The sequence below is a fragment of the Streptomyces sp. NBC_00878 genome (genome assembly GCF_026341515.1).
Lineage (GTDB): Bacteria > Actinomycetota > Actinomycetes > Streptomycetales > Streptomycetaceae > Streptomyces.
Map to the genome: position 1 here is coordinate 8,436,901 of NZ_JAPEOK010000001.1, position 24,856 is coordinate 8,461,756.

General features: G+C 70.0%; 22 protein-coding genes. 12 read left to right on the forward strand and 10 right to left on the reverse strand.

Annotated elements, in window-relative coordinates; translation table 11 throughout:
* Nucleotides 1-251: 251 nt before the first annotated feature.
* The 6 genes from OHA11_RS36585 to OHA11_RS36610 form a co-directional block, all read right to left on the reverse strand.
* On the reverse strand, nt 252-1,241 hold the full coding sequence (locus OHA11_RS36585) for a zinc-dependent alcohol dehydrogenase family protein (protein ID WP_266503628.1): 990 nt from the start codon (nt 1,239-1,241) through the stop codon (nt 252-254).
* Entirely contained in the window at nt 1,238-2,119 is an 882-nt protein-coding gene (locus OHA11_RS36590) for a carbohydrate ABC transporter permease (RefSeq protein WP_266503629.1), read from the reverse strand. The genes OHA11_RS36585 and OHA11_RS36590 overlap by 4 nt, the downstream gene beginning before the upstream one ends.
* On the reverse strand, nt 2,116-3,054 hold the full coding sequence (locus tag OHA11_RS36595; RefSeq protein WP_266503631.1) for a carbohydrate ABC transporter permease: 939 nt from the start codon (nt 3,052-3,054) through the stop codon (nt 2,116-2,118). The genes OHA11_RS36590 and OHA11_RS36595 overlap by 4 nt, the downstream gene beginning before the upstream one ends.
* Nucleotides 3,051-4,421 (reverse strand): sugar ABC transporter substrate-binding protein, encoded by a 1,371-nt coding sequence (locus tag OHA11_RS36600; protein ID WP_266503633.1) that lies wholly within the window; start codon nt 4,419-4,421, stop codon nt 3,051-3,053. The genes OHA11_RS36595 and OHA11_RS36600 overlap by 4 nt, the downstream gene beginning before the upstream one ends.
* Nucleotides 4,422-4,523: 102 nt before the next feature.
* Complete coding sequence (locus OHA11_RS36605) at nt 4,524-5,294, reverse strand: DeoR/GlpR family DNA-binding transcription regulator (RefSeq protein ID WP_266503635.1); 771 nt, start codon at nt 5,292-5,294, stop codon at nt 4,524-4,526.
* Nucleotides 5,295-5,608: 314 nt separating this feature from the next.
* Nucleotides 5,609-6,433 carry an NAD(P)-dependent oxidoreductase gene (locus OHA11_RS36610; RefSeq protein ID WP_266503636.1) on the reverse strand — a complete coding sequence of 275 codons (825 nt, stop codon included), beginning with the start codon at nt 6,431-6,433 and terminating at the stop codon, nt 5,609-5,611.
* A 281-nt stretch (nt 6,434-6,714) separates the two neighbouring features.
* Between OHA11_RS36610 and OHA11_RS36615 the strand changes: the two genes are divergently transcribed.
* Together OHA11_RS36615 and OHA11_RS36620 are read left to right on the forward strand one after the other, a co-directional pair.
* A complete protein-coding gene (locus tag OHA11_RS36615; protein WP_266503637.1) occupies nt 6,715-7,656 on the forward strand; it encodes a 5-dehydro-4-deoxyglucarate dehydratase in 942 nt (313 codons plus the stop codon).
* Nucleotides 7,653-8,822, forward strand: a complete 1,170-nt coding sequence (locus OHA11_RS36620) for a hypothetical protein (protein ID WP_266503638.1) — start codon at nt 7,653-7,655, stop codon at nt 8,820-8,822. Before OHA11_RS36615 ends, OHA11_RS36620 begins: the two co-directional genes overlap by 4 nt.
* Here OHA11_RS36620 and OHA11_RS36625 read toward each other — a convergent pair.
* The gene (locus tag OHA11_RS36625) at nt 8,756-10,030 is read right to left on the reverse strand and encodes an MFS transporter (protein ID WP_266503640.1); all 1,275 of its coding nucleotides are present in this window, start codon (nt 10,028-10,030) and stop codon (nt 8,756-8,758) included. The genes OHA11_RS36620 and OHA11_RS36625 overlap by 67 nt on opposite strands.
* Before the next feature lie 510 nt (nt 10,031-10,540).
* On the opposite strand from OHA11_RS36625, the gene OHA11_RS36630 reads away from it, so the two are divergent.
* Together OHA11_RS36630 and OHA11_RS36635 are read left to right on the forward strand one after the other, a co-directional pair.
* Nucleotides 10,541-10,822 carry a sigma factor-like helix-turn-helix DNA-binding protein gene (locus tag OHA11_RS36630; RefSeq protein ID WP_323186723.1) on the forward strand — a complete coding sequence of 94 codons (282 nt, stop codon included), beginning with the start codon at nt 10,541-10,543 and terminating at the stop codon, nt 10,820-10,822.
* Between the two features lies 1 nt (nt 10,823).
* Nucleotides 10,824-11,465 (forward strand): hypothetical protein, encoded by a 642-nt coding sequence (locus OHA11_RS36635; RefSeq protein ID WP_266503642.1) that lies wholly within the window; start codon nt 10,824-10,826, stop codon nt 11,463-11,465.
* Nucleotides 11,466-11,837: 372 nt separating this feature from the next.
* Here the strand turns inward: OHA11_RS36635 and OHA11_RS36645 are convergent, their stop codons facing one another.
* Nucleotides 11,838-13,085, reverse strand: a complete 1,248-nt coding sequence (locus OHA11_RS36645) for an MFS transporter (RefSeq protein WP_266507692.1) — start codon at nt 13,083-13,085, stop codon at nt 11,838-11,840.
* Nucleotides 13,086-13,255: 170 nt separating this feature from the next.
* On the opposite strand from OHA11_RS36645, the gene OHA11_RS36650 reads away from it, so the two are divergent.
* Nucleotides 13,256-14,194: a LysR family transcriptional regulator gene (locus OHA11_RS36650; RefSeq protein ID WP_266503643.1), complete on the forward strand. Its 939-nt coding sequence runs from the start codon at nt 13,256-13,258 to the stop codon at nt 14,192-14,194.
* A gap of 59 nt (nt 14,195-14,253) precedes the next feature.
* Here OHA11_RS36650 and OHA11_RS36655 read toward each other — a convergent pair whose 3' ends face one another.
* On the reverse strand, nt 14,254-15,222 hold the full coding sequence (locus OHA11_RS36655; protein ID WP_266503644.1) for an NAD(P)-dependent alcohol dehydrogenase: 969 nt from the start codon (nt 15,220-15,222) through the stop codon (nt 14,254-14,256).
* Nucleotides 15,223-15,412: 190 nt separating this feature from the next.
* On the opposite strand from OHA11_RS36655, the gene OHA11_RS36660 reads away from it, so the two are divergent.
* Nucleotides 15,413-16,006: a TIGR03086 family metal-binding protein gene (locus OHA11_RS36660; RefSeq protein ID WP_266503645.1), complete on the forward strand. Its 594-nt coding sequence runs from the start codon at nt 15,413-15,415 to the stop codon at nt 16,004-16,006.
* A 225-nt stretch (nt 16,007-16,231) separates the two neighbouring features.
* Here OHA11_RS36660 and OHA11_RS36665 read toward each other — a convergent pair whose 3' ends face one another.
* Nucleotides 16,232-17,863 carry an IS200/IS605 family accessory protein TnpB-related protein gene (locus OHA11_RS36665; RefSeq protein ID WP_266507693.1) on the reverse strand — a complete coding sequence of 544 codons (1,632 nt, stop codon included), beginning with the start codon at nt 17,861-17,863 and terminating at the stop codon, nt 16,232-16,234.
* 227 nt (nt 17,864-18,090) lie between these two features.
* Between OHA11_RS36665 and OHA11_RS36670 the strand changes: the two genes are divergently transcribed.
* The 6 genes from OHA11_RS36670 (at nt 18,091) to OHA11_RS36695 (ending at nt 24,836) form a co-directional block, all read left to right on the forward strand.
* Nucleotides 18,091-18,747 (forward strand): GntR family transcriptional regulator, encoded by a 657-nt coding sequence (locus OHA11_RS36670; protein WP_266503647.1) that lies wholly within the window; start codon nt 18,091-18,093, stop codon nt 18,745-18,747.
* Nucleotides 18,744-19,697: a dihydrodipicolinate synthase family protein gene (locus OHA11_RS36675; RefSeq protein WP_266503648.1), complete on the forward strand. Its 954-nt coding sequence runs from the start codon at nt 18,744-18,746 to the stop codon at nt 19,695-19,697. Before OHA11_RS36670 ends, OHA11_RS36675 begins: the two co-directional genes overlap by 4 nt.
* The gene (araD, locus tag OHA11_RS36680; RefSeq protein WP_266503650.1) at nt 19,694-21,475 is read left to right on the forward strand and encodes an L-arabinonate dehydratase; all 1,782 of its coding nucleotides are present in this window, start codon (nt 19,694-19,696) and stop codon (nt 21,473-21,475) included. Before OHA11_RS36675 ends, araD begins: the two co-directional genes overlap by 4 nt.
* Before the next feature lie 171 nt (nt 21,476-21,646).
* Nucleotides 21,647-22,582 (forward strand): carbohydrate ABC transporter permease, encoded by a 936-nt coding sequence (locus OHA11_RS36685; RefSeq protein WP_266503652.1) that lies wholly within the window; start codon nt 21,647-21,649, stop codon nt 22,580-22,582.
* A complete protein-coding gene (locus tag OHA11_RS36690) occupies nt 22,579-23,481 on the forward strand; it encodes a carbohydrate ABC transporter permease (RefSeq protein ID WP_266503654.1) in 903 nt (300 codons plus the stop codon). The genes OHA11_RS36685 and OHA11_RS36690 overlap by 4 nt, the downstream gene beginning before the upstream one ends.
* On the forward strand, nt 23,478-24,836 hold the full coding sequence (locus OHA11_RS36695) for a polysaccharide lyase family 1 protein (RefSeq protein ID WP_266503655.1): 1,359 nt from the start codon (nt 23,478-23,480) through the stop codon (nt 24,834-24,836). The genes OHA11_RS36690 and OHA11_RS36695 overlap by 4 nt, the downstream gene beginning before the upstream one ends.
* The last annotated feature ends 20 nt before the right edge of the window (nt 24,837-24,856 follow it).

Here is a 24,856-nt window from a genome sequence, read left to right on the forward strand (position 1 = left end):
GGTGGAGTGGAGCCGGCCCAAGGGTTTTTCGCCCCCGTCGTCCCTACCCTCCCCCACTCTCGGCTTCGCTCGAGCGGGGGACCCCCATCGTCCCTGCCTCGGGGGCTCCGCCCCCGAACCCCCGCTCCTCAAACGCCGGAGGGGCTGACTACCAGCCTGTCCGGCGTTTGAGGACGAGCGCGTTCAGCGCGATAGGGGGTCTGGGGGCGGAGCCCCCAGGGACAGGTAGGGGCGGCGGGGGCGAAATCCCCCTACGGGACCACGACGATCTTTCGGCCCACTCCCGCCGCGAACTGGGCCAGGGCCTCGGGGTATTGGTCCAGCGGCAAGCGGTCGCTGATGAAGATGTCCGGGTCCAGGACACCCGTCGCGAAGAGCTCCGCCGCGCGCTCGAAGCTGTGGAGGACCGCCATGGAGCCGGTGATGGTGATCTCCTGGTTGTAGATGCGGTACGGGTCGATCGTGACCCGGGTCGCGTAGTCGGCCACGCCGAACTGGAGGAACGTGCCGGCCTTGGACACCCGCTCCAGGCCGTCCTGGATCGCCGCCGCGTTGCCCGTGGCGTCGATGACCAGGTCCCACCCCTGCGGCCGGTCCAACTCGTCGGCGCCGGTGGCCGACGCCGAGGCGCCGAGCCGCTCGGCCGTGGTCAGCCGCTGCGGATTGATGTCCACGACGTCCACGCTCGCCGCGCCCGTCCGCTTGGCCAGCTCCAGCATCATCAGGCCCATCGTGCCCGAGCCGTAGATCAGTACGTGGGCGCCCAGGCGGGAGTTCAGTACGTCGTAGCCGCGCACCGCGCACGACAAGGGCTCGATCAGGGCCGCGTCCTGGGTGCGGACGTGGTCGGGGAGGCGTACGCAGTTCGCCACGGGAGCCACCGCGTACTGCGCCGCACCGCCTGCCGTGGTCACGCCGATGGCCGCCCAGCGCTCGCAGAGGTTGTTGTGGCCCGTACGGCAGTACCGGCACTCGTGGCAGTAGAGGGACGGGTCCACCGCCACGCGGTCGCCGAGCGACAGCTCCGTGACCTGGGTGCCCACCCCGACCACCTCGCCCGCGAACTCGTGGCCCGGCACGATGGGCAGCTTGGGCGCGAACTCGCCCTGAAGGATGTGCAGATCGGTGCCGCACAGGCCGCAGGCGGCGACCTGGACGACGACGTCTCGAGGGCCGGGCGTCGGGTCCGGGACCTCGGCCACCACGGCGCGGCCCACGGACTCGATGACTGCGGCCTTCATTTGACGGCTCCCAACGACAGGCCCTGGACCAGCTTGTCCTGGGCGGCGAACCCCGCGGCGAGCACCGGCAGGGAGATGACGAGCGACGCCGCGCACACCTTCGCCAGGAACAGGCCCTGGCTGGTGATGAAGCCGGTCAGGAAGACGGGGGCCGTCTCCGCCGCCACGCCCGTCAGTACCCGGGCGAAGAGGAGTTCGTTCCAGCTGAAGATGAAGCAGATCAGGGCTGTGGCCGCGATGCCCGGGAGGGCGATGGGGGCTACGACCCGCGCGAGGATCGTCGGCAGTTTCGCGCCGTCGATCTGCGCCGCCTCGATGATCGCCACTGGTACCTCGGCGAGGAACGACTGCATCATCCACACCGCGATCGGCAGGTTCATGGAGGTGTAGAGGATGACCAGGAGCCAGATGTTGTCCAGCATTCCCGTGTTCTTCGCGAAGAGGTAGATGGGCAGGAGGCCCGCCACCACCGGCAGCATCTTCGTGGAGAGGAAGAAGAACAGGACGTCCGTCCACTTCTTCACCGGGCGGATCGACAGCGCGTACGCCGCCGGGAGCGCCAGGAGGAGGACCAGGAGCGTGGACACCAGTGATGCCACCGTGGAGTTGATCAGCGCCGGCCACGGGCTCGCGCCGCCGCCCGTGCCGAAGAACTCGCGGTAGCCGTCGAGGGTGAGGGCCGCTCCGAAGGACGGGGGATTGGTCGCCGCGTCCTCCTCGGAGTGGAAGGACGTCAGAGCCATCCAGGCGATGGGCAGGAAGAAGACGATGCCGGCCAGCCAGGCGACCAGGCCGAGGCCCCTCCCCTTGGGGCGGCGGGGGCCGGGCTGGCCCGACTCGGTACTGCGGGGGCGTACACGGATCGCGGTGGCGCTCATGAGCGGCCCACCTCCTCGCGGAACAGGGACGAGACCACGCGCAGCGCGAAGGTCGCGATGATGATCGAGCCGATGACGACCAGGACGCCCGCCGCGGAGGCGAGGCCGTTCTCGTGGGCCTGGTAGAAGCTCTGGTAGACGGTGTAGGGCAGGTTCGCGGTGCCCAGGCCGCCGGATGTGATGGTGAAGACCGCGTCGAAGTTCTGGACGATGTAGATCGAACCCAGCAGGGCGCCCAGTTCGAGGTAGCGGCGCAGGTGGGGGAGGGTCAGATAGCGGAACATCTGCCAGTTGCTCGCGCCGTCCATCTTCGCCGCCTCGATCTGCTGGTGGTCGCGGCTCTGCAGGCCGGCCAGCAGGATCAGCATCATGAAGGGCGTCCACTGCCAGACGAGGGACATCTCGACGGCGAGCAGCGGGGTGTTGGAGATCCAGTCGGGCTGTGGCCCGCCCACATAGTGCAACAACCCATTGAGCAGGCCGTATTCAGGGTTGTAGAGCACATGCTTCCAGAGCAGGGCCGCCGCCACGGGGACCACGAGGAAGGGCGCGATCAGGAGCGTACGGACCAGGCCGCGGCCCCGGAACTTGCGGTCCAGGAGGAGTGCGAGGACCAGGCCCAGGATCAGGCTGGCCAGGACGACGGTGACCGTCAGCAGGATGGTCGTCCAGACCGACTTGCGCAGGGCCGCGTCGGTGAGGACCTCGGAGTAGTTGCCGAAGCCGGTGAAGCTTCGGGCGTCCGGGTAGAGGGCGTTCCAGTCGAAGAAGGAGATCACCAGCGTGGCCACGAACGGGAGCTGGGTCACGGCGATCATGAAGATCAGGGCGGGCAGGAGCGGGGCCCTGGTCGCCCAGGCGCGCATGCGGCCCGATGGGGGCTTGACGGCGCGTACGGATGGTGCGGCTATCGGGGCTGTCGTTGTCGCGGTCATCGTCCCTCGTACTCCTCGGCGATCTCCTCGGCCAGCTTCTGGGACTTCTTCAGGGCCGACTCGACGGACTGGCGTCCGGCGATGGCCGCGCTGATCTCCTGCGAGACCTTGGTGCCGAGATCGGTGAACTCGGGGATGCCGACGAACTGGATGCCGGGCGCGGGCCGCGGCTGCACCCCGGGATCGGTGGGCCGGGCGCCCTCGATGGCCTCCTTGGTCATCTCCTGGAAGGCACCGGCCTCCTTGCGGTAGTCGGCGTTCGCGTACGTCGAGGCACGCTTGCCGGCCGGCACGTTGGACCAGCCGATCTGGTCGCCGACCAGTTGCTCGTACTCCTTGCTGGACGCCCAGGAGACGAACTTCCAGGCCTTGTCGGGGTTCCGGGACGCCTCCTGGATGCCCCAGGCCCAGGTGTAGAGCCAGCCGGAGGACTCGGTCTTCTCGACCGGCGCCGGTGCGTAGCCGATCTTGCCCTTGACCGGGGAGTTGGCCGACTCCAGGGAACCGGCGGCGGAGGTGGCGTCGTACCACATGGCGACCTTGCCCTGGGTCAGGTTGTTGAGGCACTCGGCGAAGCCGGACTGGGGCGCGCCCGCCTCGCCGTGGTCGCGGACGAGGTCTACGTAGAACTTCACCGCCCGTTCCCACTCGGGGGAGTCGAGCTGCGCTTTCCAGTTCTCGTCGAACCAGGTGCCGCCGAAGGTGTTCACGACCGTGGTGAGCGGTGCCATGACCTCGCCCCAGCCGGGCAGGCCGCGCAGACAGATGCCCTTCATGCCCGACTCGGCGCCGTCGGCCTTGGCCGCGAGGTCCGCCACCTGTGTCCAGGTGGGGTTCTCGGGCATGGTGAGGCCCTTCTTCTCGAACACGTCCTTGCGGTACATCAGGAAGGACGACTCGCCGTAGAAGGGCTGTCCGTAGAGCTTGCCGTCCTCCGCGGTGAGGGACTGGCGCATGGGCTTGAGAACGTCCTGCTCGTCGTAGCCCGTGTCCTTGGCGACGTACGAGTCCATCTCGTGCAGCCAGTCGTTCTTGGCGTAGATCGGTATCTCGTAGTTGGACAGGGTGGCGACGTCGTACTGGCCGGCCTGGTTGGCGAAGTCCTGGCTGATCTTGTCGCGGACGTCGTTCTCCGGCAGCACGGTGAAGTTCACCTTGATGCCGGTCTCCTTGGTGAAGTGGGCGGCGGTGAGCTTCTGCAGCTCCATCATCTGCGGGTTGTTGACCATGAGGACGTTGATGGAGTTGCCACCGGAGCCCGTTCCGCCCGCTCCGGTCCAGCAACCGGAGAGCAGCGGGGCGAGCAGCGTCCCTGCGGCGACCGCGACGAGCGTCGCGCGCGGCCTCCGTCGGCTCTGGGTTCGCATGGATCGCTCCTGGATTTATTGGTGCATATGGGATGGCGTGAGGGAGTGCGATGCCTCTGTAGAGGGTCAGTTGGTTTTATGGACTCTGTGTGCGGCTCTTGTTCAGACGCGGATGACCTGGGGGCCCTGCATCGAGTAGCGGTGGGCCTCGGACGTGGGCAGGAGGGTGCTGGTGACGATCGCCTCCAGGTCGCTGACCTCAGCGAACCGGCAGAAGCTCACGGCTCCGAACTTGGTGTGCACACCCGTGAAGATCGTGCGCCGGGCGGCCCTGATGGCCTGTGCCTTGACCTCGCTGACAGCCGGGTCGGGGGTGGTGAGGCCGTGTTCGCGCGAGATGCCGTTGGCGCCGATGAACGCCAGGTCGATGACGAATCCGGCGAGCATCTTCGTCGTCCAGTGGTCGACGGTCGCCAGCGTGCCGGACCTGACCCGGCCGCCGAGCAGCAGCACCGTCATGTTGTCCGCCTCCGCGAGTGCGCCCGCGGTGGCCAGGGACGCGGTGACCACGGTCAGCGGCCGGTCCCGGGCCAGTGACTCGGCGATGAGCTGCGGAGTGAACCCCTCGTCGACGAAGACCGTCTCGGCGTCCCCGAGCAGCTCGGCCGAGGCGGCCGCGATCCGGCGCTTCTCGGGCACGTGGCTGGTGGCGCGGAAGGCGAGCGTCGTCTCGAAGCCGGCGCTCTCCACGGGATAGGCGCCGCCGTGTGTGCGGCGGACCAGGCCGTGGTCCTCCAGGGCGCGCAGATCCCGGCGTACGGTCTCCTTGGCGACGCCCAGTTCGGCGGCGAGCTCGTTCACGTCCACGGCGCCGGTGCGGCGGGCGCTCTGCACGATCTCTCGCTGACGGTCTTCCGCGCTCATGTCCGACACCCGCTTTCCGTGCTCACTGCCCGTTCGGGCCCGGTGGGGCCCACGTGGGAAGTTCTACAGCGGGTACGCACCACTGACCAGGTCTGTTGCGAGATCGATGGCGCCCGTATGTGCCCGTAACGAGCGGCGGCTGCCCACGCGGGACCTGCGGCTGAGCGGAATTCGGGCAGTGGGCATGCCCGAACGACGGGGCGGGCGGGCCCGTTCGGTGCCCGCCCGTCCCGTGAGGTGTCCATGCGGAGTCGGCTTGAAGTGCTTGAAGTGTCGGTGGTGGCCGGTGTGGCCGAACGGGACCCTCGGCCCCGCCGGGAGCGTCAGTACGGCCAGACCGGCGGCTCGTTCACGAACTGGCCGCCCAGGCGGGCGTGGGCCGGGTTGTGCGGGTCCAGCTCGCCCTGCTCCGCGATCAGCTTCTCCGCGTACTGTTCCGAGTCGTCCTGCGGCTCGTAGCCGAGGCCTCGTGCGGTGGTCAGGTCCCACCACAGGCGGGTGTTGGCGGAGGAGCCGTAGACGACGGTGTGCCGGACGTCCTCGGCGGTCAGGGCCGCGTGGAAGAGGCGGGCGCCGTCGCCGGGGCTCAGCCAGACCGAGAGCATGCGCACGCCATTGGGCTCCATGAAGCAGGAGCCGATGCGGACGGAGACGGTCTCCAGGCCGTGCTTGTCCCAGTAGAACTGCGCCAGGTCCTCGCCGAAGGCCTTCGACAGGCCATAGAAGGTGTCCGGACGGCGCGGGGTGTCGATGGGGATGAGGGCGCCCGCCTCGTGCGGCGCCTCGCCCTCGGGGCGCGGGGTGAAGCCGACCGCGTGGTTCGAGGACGCGGAGACGATGCGCCCGATGCCCTCTTCGCGCGCGGCCTCGTAGAGGTTGTGCGTGCCCACGATGTTCGCCTTCAGGATCTTCTCGAAGGTGGACTCCAGCGAGATGCCCGCGAGGTGGATGATCGCGTCCACGCCCCGTACGGCCTCGCGCAGGGCCTCCTTGTCGGCGAGGTCCGCGGTGATCGCGTCCGGCTCGCCGTCGATCGGGAGCAGGTCGAGGAGGCGCAGCTCGTAGCCGTAGGCGGGCAGCAGTCCGCGCATCAGCGTGCCGAGGCCGCCTGCGGCGCCGGTGAGCAGAATGGTGCGGGGAGCGGGCATCCTCGGGTCTCCTTGAATCGGCAGTCGTCATCGTGTACGACGTTCACATCCGTGGACACGCTAGGGATCGTCGACGGATCGCGTCAAGTGTCGCGCGCGGTGGCGGAATCCGCCCCCCTTCTGCGCTCTTTCGGCTCTCTTGTTGCTCCCGTGATGCCAGGTCGCCCGCTTGACCGTCCCCAAGGGGGCGCTCTAGCGTGGAACTGTTCAGGGATATGGACATGGATCAGAAACGTGCACGAATGGCGTGTGCGTGCATGCTCATGCTCTAGGGAGAGCCCGTGACGTCAGCCCCCCTTTCCGCTCGACTCGACATCCCGACCGGGCCGCTGTTCTTCCCCGTCACCGCGTACGCCCGCGACGGCGCCGTCGACCTCGACGTCTACCGCGAGCACGTCCGGCGGGGCGTCGAGGCCGGCGCCGCCGCCGTCTTCGCCTGCTGCGGAACCGGGGAGTTCCACGCGCTCACGCCCGAGGAGTTCCAGGAGTGCGTGCGGGCGGCCGTCGAGGAGACGGCGGGCCGCGTCCCCGTCGTCGCGGGCGCCGGGTACGGGACCGCGCTCGCCGTGCGGTACGCGCGGCTCGCCGAGGAGGCGGGCGCGGACGGGCTGCTCGCCATGCCGCCCTACCTCGTCGTCGCCGGACAGGAGGGACTGCTGCGGCACTACACGGAGCTGGCATCCGCCACCTCGCTCGACGTCATCGTGTACCAGCGGGACAACGCCGTGTTCACGCCGGAGACCGCCGTCTCGCTCGCCCGTGCCGAGGGGATCATCGGCTTCAAGGACGGGCTCGGCGACCTCGACCTGATGCAGCGCGTCGTGAGCGCCGTGCGGTCCGAGGCCCCGGGCGGCCTCCTCTACTTCAACGGGCTGCCGACCGCCGAACTCACCGCACTCGCCTACCGCGGCATCGGCATCACGCTGTACTCCTCCGCCGTCTTCTGCTTCGCGCCCGAGATCGCCCTCGCCTTCCACCAGGCCCTCGGCTCCGGCGACGACCCCACCGTCAACCGGCTCCTCGACGGCTTCTACCGGCCACTCGTCGAACTGCGCGCCCAGGGCCGCGGGTACGCTGTCTCGCTGGTCAAGGCGGGCGTACGGCTGCGGGGGCTCGACGTGGGCGAGGTACGGCCCCCGCTGCACGAGCCTGCCGAGGACCACATCAAGCAGCTCGCCCAGCTCATCGAGCGGGGCTACGCGCTTCTAGAGGAGGGCATGTGAAGGCCTCGACCTTCGTCTACCCGTGGGATGTCAACGGCGACCCCGACGCGGCGGCGCGCATCGCCGGACTCGGCGTACGGCAGGCCACACTCGCCTCCGCATACCATTCCACCCGCGCGCTGACCCCCCGCCACCCCCGGCACCGCATCGTCACCGCGCGGCACGCCGCCGTGCTCTACCCGGCGGACGCCCAGCGGTGGCAGGGCCGCAGGCTCCGGCCGTACGCCGCCGGGGAGTGGGCGCCCGGGGACGCGTACGGGGAGGCCGCGGCGGCTCTCGCGGGGGCGGGACTCGATGTGCACACCTGGGTGGTGCTCGCGCACAACTCCCGTATGGGAGAGGAGTTTCCGGACACCTCCGTGGTCAACGCCTATGGGGACCGCTATCCGTGGGCGCCCTGCGTCGCGCAGCCCGACACGCGCGCGTACCTGGTCGATCTGGCCGTCGAGGCGGCGGTCCGGCCCGGCGCCGCGGGCACGGAGCTGGAATCCCTCGGCTGGTACGGGCTCCCGCATCTGCACGCCCACGACAAGACGGCGGGCGTGGCACTCGGGGACGCCGGCACGTACCTGATGTCCGTGTGCTTCTGCCCCTCCTGCCGGGAGGGCTATACGCAACTGGGTCTGGACCCCGACGAGTTGGCGGCCTCGGTCCGGCGCGCCCTGGAACCCGTGTGGCGCGGCGAGCTTCCCGACGGGGGGTGGGACGCCGTCGAGAAGCTGCTCGGCGGTGACCTGGCGACGGCCACGCGCGCGTGGCGGGACTCCGTGGCCCACTCGCTCCAGGCGGAGGCGGTCGGCGCCGTACGCGCGGCCGCGCCGGAAGGGTTCCAGATCCTGGTGCACGCGGACCCGGTCTCGTACCACGTGGGCGCGAACGCCGGGGTGGACCCCGCGCACATCCTGTCCGTCGCCGACGGTGTCGTCGTGCCGTGCGCCGGAGGCCTGGAGCCGCTGACTCCCTTCGCCGAGCAGGGAGTCGGAGGCAGTGTGCTGGCGGCCAACTTCCCCGTGGTGAGCGGGATGGGCGGCAGCCCCGCGACACTCGTCGAGGACGTGACACGGGCGGTCGGCCTGGGCGCCACCGAAGTACGGCTGTATCACGCGGGGTTGGCGTCCGACGAGGACGTGTCGCTCGTGACGGAGGCGCTCGCGCGGCTCGGCTGAGACCGCAGCAGGGGCACGACGGTCACGAGTCGTACGAGCCCGAGCACCGCCAACAGCACACGGTGGTCGACGAGTTCGACCAGGCCCGCGCCCAGCGCGAGTCCCACCGCGGTCGGCGCGAACAGCAGCGTGTTGGCGGTCGCCGTCGTACGGCCCAGCAGGGCGTCCGGAGTCTCGCGCTGGACCGCGGTGAGCGCCGCGATCAGCACACAGGGGAGCCCGACGCCGACCGCCGCGGCCGAGGCGATGACCACCGCGTCGTACGGGAGCGCACGGGCCGCCACGGCCACGGCGGTGAGCGCGATCCCATACCCGGCGAAGCGGCGTTCGCCCAGGCGGCGCAGGAGCGGGCCCGCGACCAGGCCGACCGCCACCGAGCCGACGCCCTGGGCGACGTACAGGACACCCACGTACGCGGGGGAGTGGCCGAGGCCCTCCGCCACCGCGTAGATCAACGCGCCATTGAGGCCCGAGAAGAGCATGGTCGTGCCGCCCGCGAGGACGAGCGGGCGCAGGGCCACGTGGCCCCACAAGTAGCGGGCGCCTTCGGCCGTTTGGGCGCGCCAGTCGGCCGGGGCGGGGGCCGTGAGCCGCTTCGGCTCGGGTACGCGCAGGAGTGTGTAGAGGCCCGCTGCCAAGGCGAAGGTGAGCGCGTCCAGGAGGGCGACGCGGGCGCCCCCGTACGCCGCGTACAGGCCCGCTCCCGCGAGCGGGGCGAGGAGTTTCATGCCCTCGTTGGCCGTCATGCGCAGGCCGTTGAAGTCGCCCAGGAGCTGTGGGTCGACGGCTGTGGCCACCAGGGCCGACTCCGCCGCGTCGTGGACGACGCCGGCCGCTCCGTAGACCAGGAGCACGGCGAAGAGGATCCACAAGGTGCCGGGGGAGTCGACGGCGAAGAGGGACAGCAAGAGTGCGGCCAGGCCCAGGTTCGTCCACACCAGCAGGGGCCGGCGGCGGGTGCGGTCCGCGAGGGTGCCGAGGGCGGGGCCGATCAGCGTCGGCGCCCAGAGGGCGAAGACGCAGAGGGCGGCCAGGCCGTCCGAGCCGGTCAGATCCTTCACCCAGATCCCGGACACCAGCCACATCGCCGACGAGCCGAACCCCGAGACCACGACTCCGCCGAGGTACAGCCCCGCGTTGCGGTCCTTGAGGACGCGGGCCACCGCCCATGTCCGCGTCCGCGTCCGTTTCCGTATCCATGTCGTCATGCCTGGTCATCGTGGGGCTAAGGCCCGGGGTGGGGCATCAGGCAGGTGCCTTAGTCTCGCCGTTTCGGTAGCCGAGCGGGCGGTCACGGGCGAGGTGATCGGGCTCAATCTCAGGCGGGGAATCTCCCCTTCGGGGGCGGCAGTTGCGGTATCGGATCGTGCGGGGCCGCCGACGTGGTTCCTGGTCGTGATGTGTGACGTGGACTTCATGAACTGCCACTTCTGGAGCCACGGAGCCGGTCCTCCGGAGTGAAGGCAACTCGACTGAAGGCGTAGCCGATATAACACTCCTTTCCCGGTAGTTCGGCATATACCAGTGAATTGTGTAAATCATTCGCTATATCAAACTCTTGATCACCGCGCGATAACTTTTCATTCTCAGATAGCGACACCTCGCCTTCGCGCCGCTTCACTTGTGCCCTCGGTGAGCATGTGCGCGTCACTTGAGGTTCGCGGCTCGCCTACTAGAAGACCCACGCAAGAAGCGGATCAGATAGTCAGTCGTGCGCGTTGCTCTCCGGACTGCGTCAGCGCCTGGCTGAGCGGTGGTCCCAGCCGCCGGCGGAGCAATCGGAGGAACACCGGGTGCTTGCCCTGGCGGTGGCGGTGGCGGAGGAGCTTGAGTCGATGCCCGCGGCCCAGCGGCAGGTACTGGTGCTGCGCTACTACGCGGACCTGCCCATCCGCGAGATAGCGCTGCTCCTGCACGTCCCCGAAGGAACGATCAAAAGCCGCCTGCACACGGCCCATGCGGCGATGCGGGCGCGGCTGCGCCAAGTGGAGGTGATCTGACATGACTCAGTTGACCGGCCCGGAGGAGCATCAGTTGCGCCTGGCCCTCGGCCTGATCGGCGAAGCGGCCAGCGGTGACGAACCCGCCACCTCGCCCCGTACGCGCCCCGCCTGGCCGAAGCGTCCTGGCGCCATCGTCGGTGCCCTGGTCGCCGCGGCGACCCTGGCTCTCGTTCTCCTGGCATACGGACTCTCTGACGGCGATTCAGGCGGAGCCCAGCAGGCTCAGGGACAGGCGCTGAGCCACACGGAGTGGATTGCCTGCTCGCCAGTGATCGTCGAAGGTGACGTAGTGGCGGTACGCGATCACCCTGGACAGGACGATGCGGTCAAGGTGACCCTCACCGTTACGGAATGGATCAAGCCGAGCCATGGTGCTGAGCGGCAGATCCAGTTCACCGCCCTTAGCGCCAAGGAGATGGGCGAGTATCCCTACCGGAAGGGTGAGCACATGCTGGTGGTCACCAAGGACCGTCCCGACCAGCCGGCCGACACCTTCCGCGTCGACGGGGCGGGGAAGTCACGAACCCTGGAGTTCGAGCGCAACCGGATCGATCAGAACCTGGCAGCGGCAGCAAAGACTGAGTGCCCCGCCTTCTGGCGCAACAGAGACCACGACGGCGGCGGACGGGCGGACAACTGACGTTCGTGGTGGCGTGGTCCAGCAGCGCCTCAGGCTGCCATCGATCCTGCGTGGATCGATGGCAGCCGATGGCGCTGAGAGACAGCCCCGCGACGGCCAGTTCACCGACGTCCCTGTGGCGTTGGCGTACGCGCTCCGGGAGGGGAGTCGCCGCCTCAGCGAGGGGCTGGCTGCATAGGAAGGGCTCCACGGTTCGAGGGGATTGACAGGTGCTCGCTCCCCTCTCAACAAAGCCTCGGCAAAGACGATGACAGGCGGCGGGTATGACTCAGGAAGGCGTCATCCGGGAGCCCATCCAAAGGGCCGGAACGTGGCGGGACTCCGTCGTGCACTCGATGCTCGACCACGAATGGGGCGCTCGCCAGATTGTGGTCACCTCATAGGTATGGGGACCGGTTTCCGCTCGTGCCGGGGGAGCAGGAGCGGAGTCGTCAGGATGAGGAGACCGGCGAGGGCGATCGCGACGCGGAGCCCTGTGAGGCCGGCCAGCAGGCCCCACAGGGCGGTCAGGGCCGCGATGGTGAGTTTGCCGGTGATCGACCACGCGGACAGGGTGCGGGTGAGCCGGTCCGTCGGCGTCAGGCCGAGCCGCCAGGTGACGCACAACGGGTTGAACACTCCGATGCAGGTGATCAGCCCGAACTCGACGACGATGACGAGGACGAGTCCGCCGATGCCCGGGCCCACGAAGGCCAGCCCGATCGGCCAGCAGGCGCGCAAGGTCCCCGCCGTGAGCATGACCCGGTGCTGACCGAACCGCGCGACGAGCGGGCCGGCCAGCCGTGCGCCGAGCAGACCGCCGAGACACGGCACCGCGAAGGCGAGACCGTACTGCCAGGGCGCGAACCCGAGGCGGCCGAGCATGAGGACGGCGAGCAGCGGCGAGGTCGCCATGATCAGACCGTTGACCAGGACCATGTTGAGGAACAGCGGGCGCAGCGTCGGGTGGGCCAGGATGTACCGCCACCCTTCGAGGAGTTCACCGACCCGCGACCGGGGCGGTCCGTCGGGCCGTACGGGATCGGGCCGCGCGGGATGGGGCTCGTCGTCGCCGATCGCGCGGATCCCCACCGCCGACAGCAGGAAGCTGACCGCGTTGGCCGCCACGGTCAGCACCGGGCCGAACAGCCCGACCGCCGCCCCGCCGAGCGGCGGTCCGAGCACGGTGGTCGTCCAGGTCGTCGACTCGAACCGGCTGTTCGCGACGAGCAGGTCCTCCGGCCGTACGAGAGCCTTCAGACAGGCGCCGCTCGCCGCGGTGAACGTGATGTCGGCCGCGGCGACGACCACCGCCACGACCAGGAGGTGGACGAAACCGAGGACACCGAGCGCGTACGCGACGGGGACGCTCGACAGCACCGCGAAACGGATCAGGTCCATCGCGATCATCACCGGCCGCTTGCGGCGGAACTCCACCCACGGACCGAGCGGCACCGCGACCGCCGCCCCCACCGCGAGCCCCACGGCCGCCAGGGCCGACACCTGCGAGGGCCCGGCGTGCAGCACCAGGACCGCGATCAGGGGGAACGCGTCGAACGCCAGCCGCGTACCGAACGCGCTGACCCCGTACGCCGCCCACAGCCACCCGAACCGCCGCCCCAGCGACTTTCTGGCCCCCATTCCCGGCGTGCCCCCTTCGCTGCCGCGGCCGACACCGCCTTCGATATCGCGGCCGTCGTTCCACAACCATTCGTTGACCAGCGACATCCAAGCCGTTCCACGACCTGCGGATCAAACAACCGTCCGACCGGCCGGGACACAACCATCCGTTGTACGACTAGGGTTCCGGCGTGGATCTCGATGCCGTGCGCACCTTCGTCGCCGCCGCGGACGCGGGCCAGTTCCAGGTGGCCGCCGCCCACCTCTCCGTCACCCAGCAGGCCGTGTCCAAGCGCGTCGCCACGCTGGAGAAGGACCTCGGTGTACGGCTGTTCGCCCGCACGGCGGGCGGAGTCCGGCTCACCATCGACGGGCAGGCGTTCCTGCCCCACGCACGCGACCTCCTGAAGGCCGAGGAGCGGGCGGCAGCCTCCGTACGGCCCGGCCGTCGCGCGCTGCGCGTCGACGTGATCGGTCGACGGCTCGCCCCGGCCGACCTGCTCCGCGGCTTCCACCGCGCGCACCCCGGCACCGAACTCGACGTCGTGACCCTCTTCGACGCCGACGCGGCCGTCGCCGCCGTCCGGTCGGGCACGATCGACGCCTCCTTCCGCGCCGTCACCATGCCCGCGCGGCGGCTGCCCGACCGCATCGAGGCCGTCCGGGTCCACGACGAGCCCGTCCAGCTCCTCACCGGACCGGGCCATGCGCTGGCGGGCGTCCGCGCGGTCACTCCCGCGCAGCTGGCCGGGCACCGGATCTGGATGCCCGGCATCGTCAGCGGAACCGAATGGGCCGCCTACTACGAGGACCTCGCCGCCGCGTTCGGGCTCACCATCGAGGTGACCGGACCCGACTTCGGCACCGAACCGCTCCTCGACACGATCGCCGACTCCCCGGACCTCGCGACCCTCGTCGGCGAACAGACCCGCTTCGTCTGGCCCGCCGAGCAGGACCTGCGGCGCGTCGCCGTGCACGGCCCGACACCCGTCTACCCGCACTCGCTGATCTGGCGCGGCGACAACCCGCACCCGTCGCTCACCGCGCTGCGCGCGTACCTCGCCGCCGCGCGACCCGACGACGGTGACGACCGCGATGGCGACACCTGGACACCGGCCTGGGCGCGGTGACCGGCACGGCCGGAGAGCCTCGGCGGACACTCACACGGTTCGGCGGGCTCTCGCACCGTTCAGATGGTGAGGACGATCTTGCCGCGGGGGTGCCCCTTCTCCAGGTGGCGGATGGCCTCGGCCGCCTCGGCGAGGGGGTAGGTGCGGTCGATGGGCGGCGTGATCTTTTCCTGCTCGGCGAGCTCCTTGAGAGTCAGCAGGTCCTCGCGGCGTGCGATGGAGACGAGATTGCGGAGGTTCTGGCCTATGAACGGCGAGAGCGTGACGGCCCGCAGGCCGCGGCTCATCCCGCCGAAGAAGCCCGTGCCGCCCTCCCCGCCGACGATGACGAGGGTGCCGCGCGGGGCGAGGGCGCGGCGGAGGACGGGCAGGGGGCGAAGGCCCGCGTTGTCGATGATGACGTCGTAGCGGTGCGGGCCGTCGGTGATCTCCTCGCGGGTGTAGTCGATGACGTGCGCGGCGCCCTGGGAGCGCACGAAGTCCGCGCCCGTAGGGCCGCAGACGCCGGTGACCTCGGCGCCGTACACCGTGGCGAGCTGGACGGCGTAGCAGCCGACGCCCCCGGAGGCGCCGATGACCAGGACCTTCTGGCCCGGTTTCGGACGGCCCTTGCCGCTGAGGGCCTGCAGGGCTGTCATGCCGGAGACGGGGAGGGCGACGGCCTGCTCGAAGGTGAGGTTGGCCGGTTTGAGGGCGATCTTCGCGGCCTTGGCGCACGCGTACTGAGCGAACGAGCCCTCGCAGTTGCCGAAGACCTCGTCGCCCGGCTTGAAGTCGGTCACCTTCGCCCCGACGGCCTCCACCCGCCCGGCGCCGTCCCAGCCCCGTACCGGGTTCTTGGGCTTACGGAGGCCCAGGGCGACGCGCGCCACATAGGGCCGGCCGGTCATGAGGTGCCACACCTCGGGGCCGACACCGGCCGCGCGCACCTCGACGAGCACCTCGTCGTCGCGGGGCACGGGGCGGTCGATGTCGCGCAGTTCCAGGAGGTCCGCTGATCCGTACGCATCCTGAACGATCGCCTTCATGGCGTGGCTCCCCTTCACGGTCCCCGACACCGGATATCCCGGTTGTACCGAGCATCTCGGATGTACCGAGCATCCCGATGGCTCGAACGCCTGACCAGACTCCTGAGCACGATCTTGGGAAAGAGGGCGATGAGTTTTCGTACGGCCGAGGGTCTACCCCCTGAAGACCCCGCGAGGAGAGGAGTCGAGCATGGGCGACGGCGGAACGACCCCCACCACTCTTGACCTGGGGCCGCAGGCCCTGATCGTGGCACGTCTGGCGGAGGAGGTGCGCGAGGAGCAGCTGGACGCGGCGACGCCCTGTCCGGAGTACGCGGTACGGAATCTAGTCGGGCATCTGGCCGGGCTGTCCGAGGCCTTCCGGGACGCCGGGCGGAAGGACCTCGGGGCCACGACGGACACCAACCCCACGACCCGGCTGCCCGACCTGACACCGGAATGGCGCACCGAACTGCCCAAGCTGCTGGCCGAGTTGGCCGAGGCCTGGCGCGATCCGGCCGCGTGGACGGGCGACACCCGCGCGGGCGGCGTGCACCTTCCCGGCGAGGTCGCGGGCATCGTCGCCGCCGACGAACTCGTCGTCCACGGCTGGGACCTGGCCCGGGCGACGGGACAGCCGTACGCCCCCGACGCGCCGGCCCTGCAAGCGGCGTACGAGATGCTGGCGCCGACCGCGGACGACCCGGACCGCGGCATCTTCGGACCGGCCGTGCCCGTACCGGACGAGGCTCCGCTGCTGGACCGGGTGATCGGGCTGAGCGGACGCGACCCCGGCTGGGGGTGAGGCGGCCGGGCCGGGTGAGGCAGTCGGGCCGGGTGGGGCGGCCCCGATCCGGGCGAGGCGGTCGGGCCGGGGCGGAGGATCTCGCGCCTTCTTTTGTCAGAAGCGTTGACGAAACACAGGGGTGCTCCTACTTTCATCGCGTCGCACTTCGTACGTCATATATGAGACGCGATACGTGAGATCGGATACGCGAGCCCCCGAACCCTGGGGACTCCGTCACCGTTCCTAAAGACAGAGCGGGAGTGAGTCCTGTTGCCAGGATCCATGCTCGGCCGAACGCCCCGAACGGTGTTGGGCGTTCTGGTTGCCCGCGTTCGCTCCGCGTCCGGCGCGCACGGATCGTGTCCGGGGTCCGGGGATGCGGGGGCGGGTTCCCTCACGCCCAGGGACGCCCAGTCCGGCCTGGACGGTCCGATGCCCCTGCTCATCTCTCCGGTGAGCAGGGGGCGGTGCCGTCCGTCGCCGGATCGGGTGTCCCTGGGCGCGCCTTCCGACCGCCACGGCAGCAGCGTCGTGGCGGGTGGTCTTGCGGGTTGTAGTGGTGAGGGGTTTCTGCCAGTGCTGGGCGCCCCAGCGGCTGGTGTAGGCAGGGTCCACGGCGATGACCGCGATACCCGTCTGGTCGGCCATCGAGGCCAGCCGGGCGCGGAGCTTGCCGGTGGGCATGCCGGAGATGAGCTGCCGGAAGCGTTTCCTGCGGCCGTGCTTCTCGCGGGTCTTCTCGGCGGCGAAGTCCAGGTCCTCGACAGCGATCGCCTTGACGCCGCAGGTGCGGGCCCAGTGCAGCAGGCGGGTGAGGGCGTGGCGGACCTGGGCGTCCCGGTGTTCGGCGGTGCCGGTCAGGTCGTAGAAGAAGCGGCGCGGGGCACCAACCGGATTGCCGTGCGCATCGAGGCGCCAGGCGGCCAGGTGGTCGGCGTTCATGTCGACGCCGATCACACCGTGGGCGAGCGCGGCCTCCAGAGGGAGGGTGGGGGTGGGCGGGATCTGCCAGGAGGCGGTCAGATACCAGCGGTCCCGGCCCGTATCCAGGTGGATGCGGTAGGCGATCGCTCGGCTGGCCGCGACGCGGTCGGCCCACTCGCCGCCTCGGTGCGCGAACGCGACCCTGCAAGTGAGGACGTACCGTCCGTGCGGGGCGTTCGCCAGATGCGTGAGCGGCGCGGGGAGTTTGATGCTCACCTCGCCGTCGGGGCTGACCCGGATCGTCTCGTTGCCGTACCGCTTGCCGGACTCCCCGTCGGCGGCCAGGAACCAGCGCTCGGCCTCCCAGGCCCGGCGCCACTCGCCCTCGGTGAGCCCTGCCTGGTCCAGGTGGTGCCGGGCACGGGCCAGCCGCTTACCGCCGCGTACGACATGCACGACTCCGGCCTCACGGCCTGCCCGCGCGGCGGCCAGCCGGTCCTGAAGCACCCGCAGCCGCCGGGCCTTCGCATGCCACTCCCGCCGCGACCGGTAACCCCCCGGCGCCTGCTTGGTCCCCTTCTGTCCGACCGGCTGGGACAGCCGGTGCGTCAGCGTGCGGACGCCCGCTTCCAGGTTCTGGATGTGCGCCAACTGGCCACGCCGGGCCAGCGCCCACTGGTCGTGCGACGCCTTCGTGATCGCCCCGGCCCACCGCGACGACGAGACCGGAGTCAGCCCCCGCTTACGCACCGCCCACGCCTCAGCCGAGTGCTCCAGACCGTCCCGGCAACGCGCCTTGAGATCCCTGGACGCCAGCGACCCCAGATGCGCGCCCACCAGCCACAGCACCTTCTCATCGTCCGGCGTCAGGTACTTGAGACGGGTACGGATGGCCACACCACTCGGACCGGACGCGACGAACGGCACCGCCCTACTCCTCAGTTCACCCACCCCTGTCGCCCCCGCCCCGACCCCACCCGAAGAACCCGTCACCGCGTCCAACGAGCCGTTCCCGTAAAAGGTCACGCATTCGATGCGAGAACGTCAGTCCCCCCTGAAAACCGGTGCCACGGCCGCGGCCCCACGACTTGACACAGACCACCAACACTCACTCCCACTCACCAGAACACCCTTGAACACGCTCTAGCGGCAGCAGCCCCAAACCCCGAGAGGCGCGCATGACCTCTGTGCCCACGCCGATCCCCTCCCGCACGCAGTTCGTGCTGGAAGGGATCAAACACCGCATCCTCACCGGGCAGTTGACCCCGGGGCAGGCCCTGGTCGAGACCGAGCTCGCCGCACAGTTCGGGGTGTCCAAGACCCCGGTGCGCGAGGCGCTCAAGACGCTGGCCGGCACCGGGCTCGTCGTGATGAACCAGTACAAGGGCGTCACGGTACGCATGGTGGACGCGGACATGGCGCGCGAGGTGTACGACGTGCGACTGCTCCTGGAGCCGGAGGCGCTGCGGCGCTCCGTCCGGCGCGGCTCCTCCCTCGACACGGCACGCGAGGCGCTCGAACGCGCCGACGCCGCCACCGACACCGCCCAACGCTCCCTCGCCAACCGGGAGTTCCACCGTTCCCTCTACGTCCGCTGCGGCAATCCGCTGCTCGGCCGGATGCTCGACGAGGTCCGGGACCAGGCCGCCCTGGTCTCCGCGGTCGCCTGGGCGGCCAACCCCTCCTGGGAGCGCGAGGCCACCGAGCACCGGGAGATCCTGCGGCTCGCCCTCGACGGCGACGCGGACGGCGCGGCGCGGGCCCTGCACTCGCACATCGCCTCGTTCGTGCGACGGGCCTTCCCCGAGGCCCAGGGAGAGGGTGAGCAGGAATGACCGGGACCGCGACCGAGACCGGGAACGCGACCACGACTACGACCACGACCGCGTTCGAGGCCGGGCGGGCCGCCCTCGCCGACGTGGTGGCGATCCCCGTGACCCCCTTCGCCGAGGACGGCTCCATCGACCAGGAGGTCCACCGCGTCCTGCTGCGCCGGGTGCTCGACGGCGGCGTGCGCATCCTCACGCCCAACGGCAACACTGGCGAGTTCTACGCCCTGAGCCCCGAAGAGCGGTGCACCGTAACGGAGTTGACCATCGAGGAGGCGGGGGACCGGGCCACCGTCCTGGTCGGTGTCGGGCACGACGTGCCGACCGCCGTCGCCTCCGCCCGCCACGCCCGCGACCTCGGTGCACAGATGGTGATGGTCCATCAGCCCGTGCACCCGTACGTCTCGGAGGGTGGCTGGGTCGACTACCACCGGGCGATCGCGGAGGCGGTCCCCGAGTTGGGTGTCGTCCCGTACATCCGCAACCCGGTGCTGGCCGGTGCCCGGCTCGCCGAACTGGCCGACGCCTGCCCGAACGTCATCGGCGTGAAGTACGCCGTGCCGGACGCGGCCCGCTTCGCCGCGTTCGCGCGGGACGCCGGGCTGGAGCGCTTCGTGTGGGTGGCCGGACTCGCGGAACCGTACGCGCCCTCGTACTTCTCGGCGGGCGCGACGGGCTTCACCTCAGGGCTCGTGAACGTCGCCCCGGCCGTTTCGCTGAACATGATCGAAGCGCTTCGATCCGGCGACTACGCGGGCGCCATGAAGGTGTGGGAGCAGATCCGCCGCTTCGAGGAACTGCGCGCGGCCAACAACTCCGCCAACAACGTGACCGTCGTGAAGGAGGCCCTGGCCTCGCTCGGCCTGTGCCGCCGCGAGGTCAGGCCGCCGAGCAGGCAACTCCCCGAGTCCGAACGGGCCGAGGTCGCCGCCATCGTCGCGGGGTGGTCGATATGACCGACGCCAACCCAACGACCGGGTCCGGTTCCGCAATACCCGAAGGCGCCCAAACCCCGGACGCCCCACGGCAGTTGCGCAGCCACCAGTGGTACGGAACCGAAGGCCTCCGCTCCTTCAGCCACCGCGCCCGCACCCGCCAGCTCGGCTACCTCCCCGAGGAACACCTCGGCAAGCCCGTCATCGCGATCCTCAACACCTGGTCCGACATCAACCCCTGCCACGTCCACCTCCGCGACCGTGCCCAGGCGGTCAAGCGAGGCGTGTGGCAGGCCGGCGGCTTCCCCCTCGAATTCCCGGTGTCGACGCTGAGCGAGACCTTCCAGAAGCCGACCCCGATGCTCTACCGCAACATGCTCGCGATGGAGACCGAGGAACTGCTGCGCTCGTACCCGGTGGACGGGGCCGTCCTCATGGGCGGCTGCGACAAGTCGACGCCCGCGCTGCTCATGGGCGCCGCGTCCGTCGACCTGCCGGCGATCTTCGTGCCCGCCGGGCCGATGCTGCCCGGTCACTGGCGGGGCGAGGTCCTCGGCTCCGGCACCGACATGTGGAAGTACTGGGACGACAAGCGCGCCGGGCTCATCGGCGACTGCGAGATGACCGAGCTGGAGAGCGGTCTCGCGCGCTCGCCCGGCCACTGCATGACCATGGGTACGGCGTCCACGCTGACCGCCGCCGCAGAGGCCCTCGGGGTCACGGTCCCGGGTGCCTCCAGCATCCCAGCCGTCGACTCGGGACACGACCGGATGGCCGCCGCCTCGGGCCTCAGGATCGTCGAACTCGTCCGCAGGGACCGGAAGTTGTCCGACATCCTCACGGCCGATGCCTTCGAGGACGCGGTGACGACGGTCCTCGGGCTCGGCGGCTCCACCAACGCCGTGATCCACCTCATCGCCATGGCCGGACGCGCCGGAGTCCGGCTCACCCTCGACGACTTCGACCGGATCGCCCGTACGGTGCCGGTCCTGGCGAACGTACGGCCCGGTGGCCGGACGTACCTGATGGAGGACTTCCACTTCGCCGGCGGGCTGCCCGGGTTCCTGTCGCGGATCACCGACCTGCTGCACCTCGACCGGCCGACCGTCTCGTACGACAGCCTGCGCGAGCAGCTCGCCTCCGCACAGGTGCACAACGACGACGTCATCCGCACCCGGAAGAACCCCGTCGCCGCCGAGGGAGGCGTCGCCGTCCTGCGCGGCAACCTCTGCCCCGACGGCGCCGTCATCAAGCACATCGCCGCCGAGCCGCACCTGCTCAAGCACACCGGTCCCGCGGTCGTCTTCGACGACTACCGGACCATGCAACGCACCATCGACGACCCGGAGTTGGACATCACCGCCGACACCGTCCTGGTGCTGCGCAACGCCGGACCCAAGGGCGGCCCCGGCATGCCCGAGTACGGGATGCTGCCGATCCCCGACCACCTGCTGAAGCAGGGCGTACGGGACATGGTGCGGATCTCCGACGCCCGGATGAGCGGCACGAGTTACGGCGCCTGTGTGCTGCACGTGGCGCCCGAGTCGTACATCGGCGGGCCGCTCGCCCTGGTCCGCACCGGCGACACCATCACGCTCGACGTCGAGGCACGTCTGCTCCAACTCAACGTGGACGACGAGGAGTTGGTGGCACGCCGGGCGGAGTGGACCGCGCCGCCCGAGCGCTATGAGCGTGGCTACGGCGCGCTCTACAACGAACAGATCACCCAGGCGGACACCGGCTGCGACTTCGCGTTCCTCGCACGGCCGGGCACGGTGCAGGACCCGTACGCGGGCTGAGGGACGGGCCCGCCCACCGGCGCTCCCCTCTGTCCGAGATCCCGAACGACGTGTGCGAAGCGCTTCACCACGGACTGCCCGGACGGCAAGCGCTTCCGCGAAGGCGAAGAGAAGAAACGAACGGAACGAACGCACAGCACCACCCGCACACCCCCGAGAACGGAGAAAGTCATGGCCCAAGCCGCAGCCGTGGCGAAAGAGCCCGCGCCACCCCGGCGGCGCCGTGGCTCGGCGACGCCCCGCAGGCTTCCGTATCTGCTGATCGCCCCGGCGGGACTGCTGATGCTGGGCTTCATCGCCTACCCGGTGCTCAGCGTCTTCTACTACAGCCTGCAGCACTACAACCCCACCAAGCCGTGGCGGAACGGCTTCGCGGGCTTCGACAACTTCGTGCACGCCTTCGCCGAGGACCCGCAGTTCTGGGACACGCTGGTCTTCAGCGCCAAGTGGGTCGTTGTCGAGGTCGGGCTGCAGCTGCTGTTCGGTCTGGCGCTCGCGCTGATCGTCAACCAGACCTTCGTGGGACGCTCGCTGGGCCGCGCCCTGGTCTTCTCGCCGTGGGCCGTGTCCGGTGTGCTCACCTCCGCGATCTGGGTGCTGCTCTACAACTCCCAGACGGGCATCACCCGTTACCTCGCCGACATGGGCATCGGGGAGTACGGCACGAGCTGGCTCTCCGACACCTCGACCGTCTTCCCCGCCGCGGTGGTCGCGGACCTCTGGCGCGGCGTCCCCTTCTTCGCGATCCTCATCCTCGCCGACCTCCAGTCCGTCTCGAAGGACCTGTACGAGGCCGCCGAGGTCGACGGTGCCAGTCGCTTCCGGCAGTTCGTGCACATCACGCTGCCGCACCTCAAGGACGCCATCATCCTCTCCACGCTGCTGCGCGCGGTCTGGGAGTTCAACAACGTCGACCTGCTCTACACCCTCACCGGCGGCGGACCCGCGGGCGAGACGACGACACTCCCGCTCTACATCGCCAACACCAGCGTCGACGCCCACAACTTCGGCTACGCCTCGGCCCTGACCACGGTCGCGTTCGTGATTCTGCTCTTCAGCTCGATGGTCTATCTGCGGCTGAGCAAGTTCGGAGGCGGTGACAAGTGATCACCAAGGACATCGACACCATCGCTCCGGCCGCGCCCGCACCAGTGGCCGACGAGCCGCCGCGGCGCCCGGGGAAGCGCCGCCGCGCCTGGGACGAGGCCCCACGCTGGCAGATCTACCTTCCCCTCGGCATCTACCTGCTCTTCACCCTCATCCCCTTCTACTGGATCCTGCTCTTCGCCCTCAGACCGCCCGGCTCGACCTCGCTCGTGCCCTGGCCCATGACCTTCGAGCACTTCGAGAAGGTGTGGAACGAGCGCAGCTTCGGCACGTACTTCGAGAACAGCGTCTACGTCGGCGTCGCCACGCTCCTCATGACCACGCTCGTCGCGCTGGCCGGCGGCTACGCCCTCGCCCGCTTCGACTTCAGGATCAAGCGCGCCTTCATGCTGGCTCTGCTCTGCTCGCAGTTCGTGCCGGGCGCGCTGCTCCTGGTGCCGCTGTTCCAGATCTTCGCCGAGCTCCGGATGATCAACTCGCTGGGCAGCGTCATCATCGCCGAGACCGTCTTCCAGCTGCCGCTGTCGATGATCCTGATCAGCGGCTTCATCCGGAACGTGCCGTACTCGCTGGAAGAGGCCGCCTGGGTCGACGGCTGCAACCGCTTCACCGGCTTTCGGGTCGTCGTCCTGCCGCTGCTGCGGCCCGGGCTGATCGCGGTGGGCTCCTTCGCCTTCGTGCACTCCTGGAACCACTTCCTGTTCGCCCTGATGTTCCTCAGCAACCAGGACAAGCAGACGATCCCCGTCGGCCTCAACAGCCTGATGAGCGCCGACAGCGTCGACCTGGGCGCGCTCGCCGCCGGCGGCATCATCGCGGCGGTGCCCGTCGTGATCGTCTTCGCGTTCATCCAGAAGTGGCTGATCACGGGCTTCAGCGCTGGGGCGGTGAAGGGATGAGACGAGTACGCACCTTCCCGCCGCGCACGAGAAGAGGGCGCCGCGCCCTCCAAGTCGCCCTCGCCTGCGGGCTGTTGGCCGCCGTAGGGGCACCCGCGAACGCCGAGGCCCGTGACATCAGTCGCGACACGCTGCCCGCGAACGACGGCTGGGCCGCCGCCGACGGAGGCACCACGGGGGGTTCCGACGCGGACGACGCCCACGTCCTCACCGTACGGAACCGGTCCGAGCTGGTCCGTGCCCTCGACGGCGGCAGCGCGACCCCGAAGATCATCAAGGTCGCGGGGACGATCGACGCCAACACCGACGACGCGGGCAGGCGACTGGACTGCGAGGACTACGCGACCAACGGCTTCACCATCAGGAAATACCTGGCCGCGTACGACCCGCGCACCTGGGGCGCCGCCAAGCCCTCCGGTCCGCAGGAGGAGGCCCGCCAGGCCTCGGCCGCGGCCCAGGCCTCCCGCGTGGAGCTGACCGTCGGCTCGAACACCACCATCGTCGGCCTCGGCGACAGCGCCGTACTGAAGGGCGCGAGCCTCCAGGTCCGCGACGCCGACAACGTCATCGTCCGCAACCTCGAACTCCGGGACGCCTACGACTGCTTCCCCGTCTGGCAGCCCAACACCGGCGGCCTGGGCGACTGGAAGACCGCGTACGACACGCTGTGGCTGCGCGGCGCCACGCATGTGTGGATCGACCACGTCACGGCCTCCGACAAGGGCCACCCCGACGCCGACGAGCCCACCTACTTCGGCCGCAACTACCTGCGCCACGACGGCCTGTTGGACATCACCAACGCCTCCGACCTGGTGACCGTCTCCTGGAGCCGGTTCGCCGACCACGACAAGGCGATGCTGATCGGCAGCGCCGACACGGCCACCGGCGACCGGGGAAAGCTGCGCGTCACCCTGCACCACAACGAGTTCGAGTCCGTCGTCCAGCGCGCCCCGCGTGTCCGCTTCGGGCAGGTGCACGTCTACAACAACCGGTACGTCGTCCCGGCCGACGCCCACGACTACCGCTACTCGCTCGGGGTCTCCGTCGAGTCGGCGGTCTACGCCGAGAACAACGCGTTCACCACCCCCGGCCACATCGAGGCCGCCGACCTGGTGAAGAGCTGGAACGGCACGGCCCTGCACCAGTCGGGCACGCTCTGGGGGTCCCCCCGGACGGAGTCTGGGGGAGGCTTCCCCGTCGACCTGCTCGCCATCTACAACGCCTACAACTCCGGCAGCGAACGCGACCTGACCGCCGACGTCGGCTGGACGCCCGCCCTGCACGGCACGGTCGACAGCGCCGCGAAGGCCGACCGCGACGTCGAGCGCGGCGCGGGCGCGGGGAGGATCCGATGAGCACCGCCACCGGGCCCGGA

Excerpts from the sequence above, each read along its gene's own strand:
- OHA11_RS36585 (WP_266503628.1), bottom strand. The coding sequence starts at position 1,241 with ATGAAGGCCGCAGTCATCGAGTCCGTGGGCCGCGCCGTGGTGGCCGAG.
- OHA11_RS36590 (WP_266503629.1), bottom strand. The coding sequence starts at position 2,119 with ATGAGCGCCACCGCGATCCGTGTACGCCCCCGCAGTACCGAGTCGGGC.
- OHA11_RS36595 (WP_266503631.1), bottom strand. The coding sequence starts at position 3,054 with ATGACCGCGACAACGACAGCCCCGATAGCCGCACCATCCGTACGCGCC.
- OHA11_RS36600 (WP_266503633.1), bottom strand. The coding sequence starts at position 4,421 with ATGCGAACCCAGAGCCGACGGAGGCCGCGCGCGACGCTCGTCGCGGTC.
- OHA11_RS36610 (WP_266503636.1), bottom strand. The coding sequence starts at position 6,433 with ATGCCCGCTCCCCGCACCATTCTGCTCACCGGCGCCGCAGGCGGCCTC.
- OHA11_RS36625 (WP_266503640.1), bottom strand. The coding sequence starts at position 10,030 with ATGACGACATGGATACGGAAACGGACGCGGACGCGGACATGGGCGGTG.
- OHA11_RS36635 (WP_266503642.1), top strand. The coding sequence starts at position 10,824 with ATGACTCAGTTGACCGGCCCGGAGGAGCATCAGTTGCGCCTGGCCCTC.
- OHA11_RS36645 (WP_266507692.1), bottom strand. The coding sequence starts at position 13,085 with ATGGGGGCCAGAAAGTCGCTGGGGCGGCGGTTCGGGTGGCTGTGGGCG.
- OHA11_RS36655 (WP_266503644.1), bottom strand. The coding sequence starts at position 15,222 with ATGAAGGCGATCGTTCAGGATGCGTACGGATCAGCGGACCTCCTGGAA.
- OHA11_RS36660 (WP_266503645.1), top strand. The coding sequence starts at position 15,413 with ATGGGCGACGGCGGAACGACCCCCACCACTCTTGACCTGGGGCCGCAG.
- OHA11_RS36670 (WP_266503647.1), top strand. The coding sequence starts at position 18,091 with ATGACCTCTGTGCCCACGCCGATCCCCTCCCGCACGCAGTTCGTGCTG.
- OHA11_RS36675 (WP_266503648.1), top strand. The coding sequence starts at position 18,744 with ATGACCGGGACCGCGACCGAGACCGGGAACGCGACCACGACTACGACC.
- araD (WP_266503650.1), top strand. The coding sequence starts at position 19,694 with ATGACCGACGCCAACCCAACGACCGGGTCCGGTTCCGCAATACCCGAA.
- OHA11_RS36685 (WP_266503652.1), top strand. The coding sequence starts at position 21,647 with ATGGCCCAAGCCGCAGCCGTGGCGAAAGAGCCCGCGCCACCCCGGCGG.
- OHA11_RS36695 (WP_266503655.1), top strand. The coding sequence starts at position 23,478 with ATGAGACGAGTACGCACCTTCCCGCCGCGCACGAGAAGAGGGCGCCGC.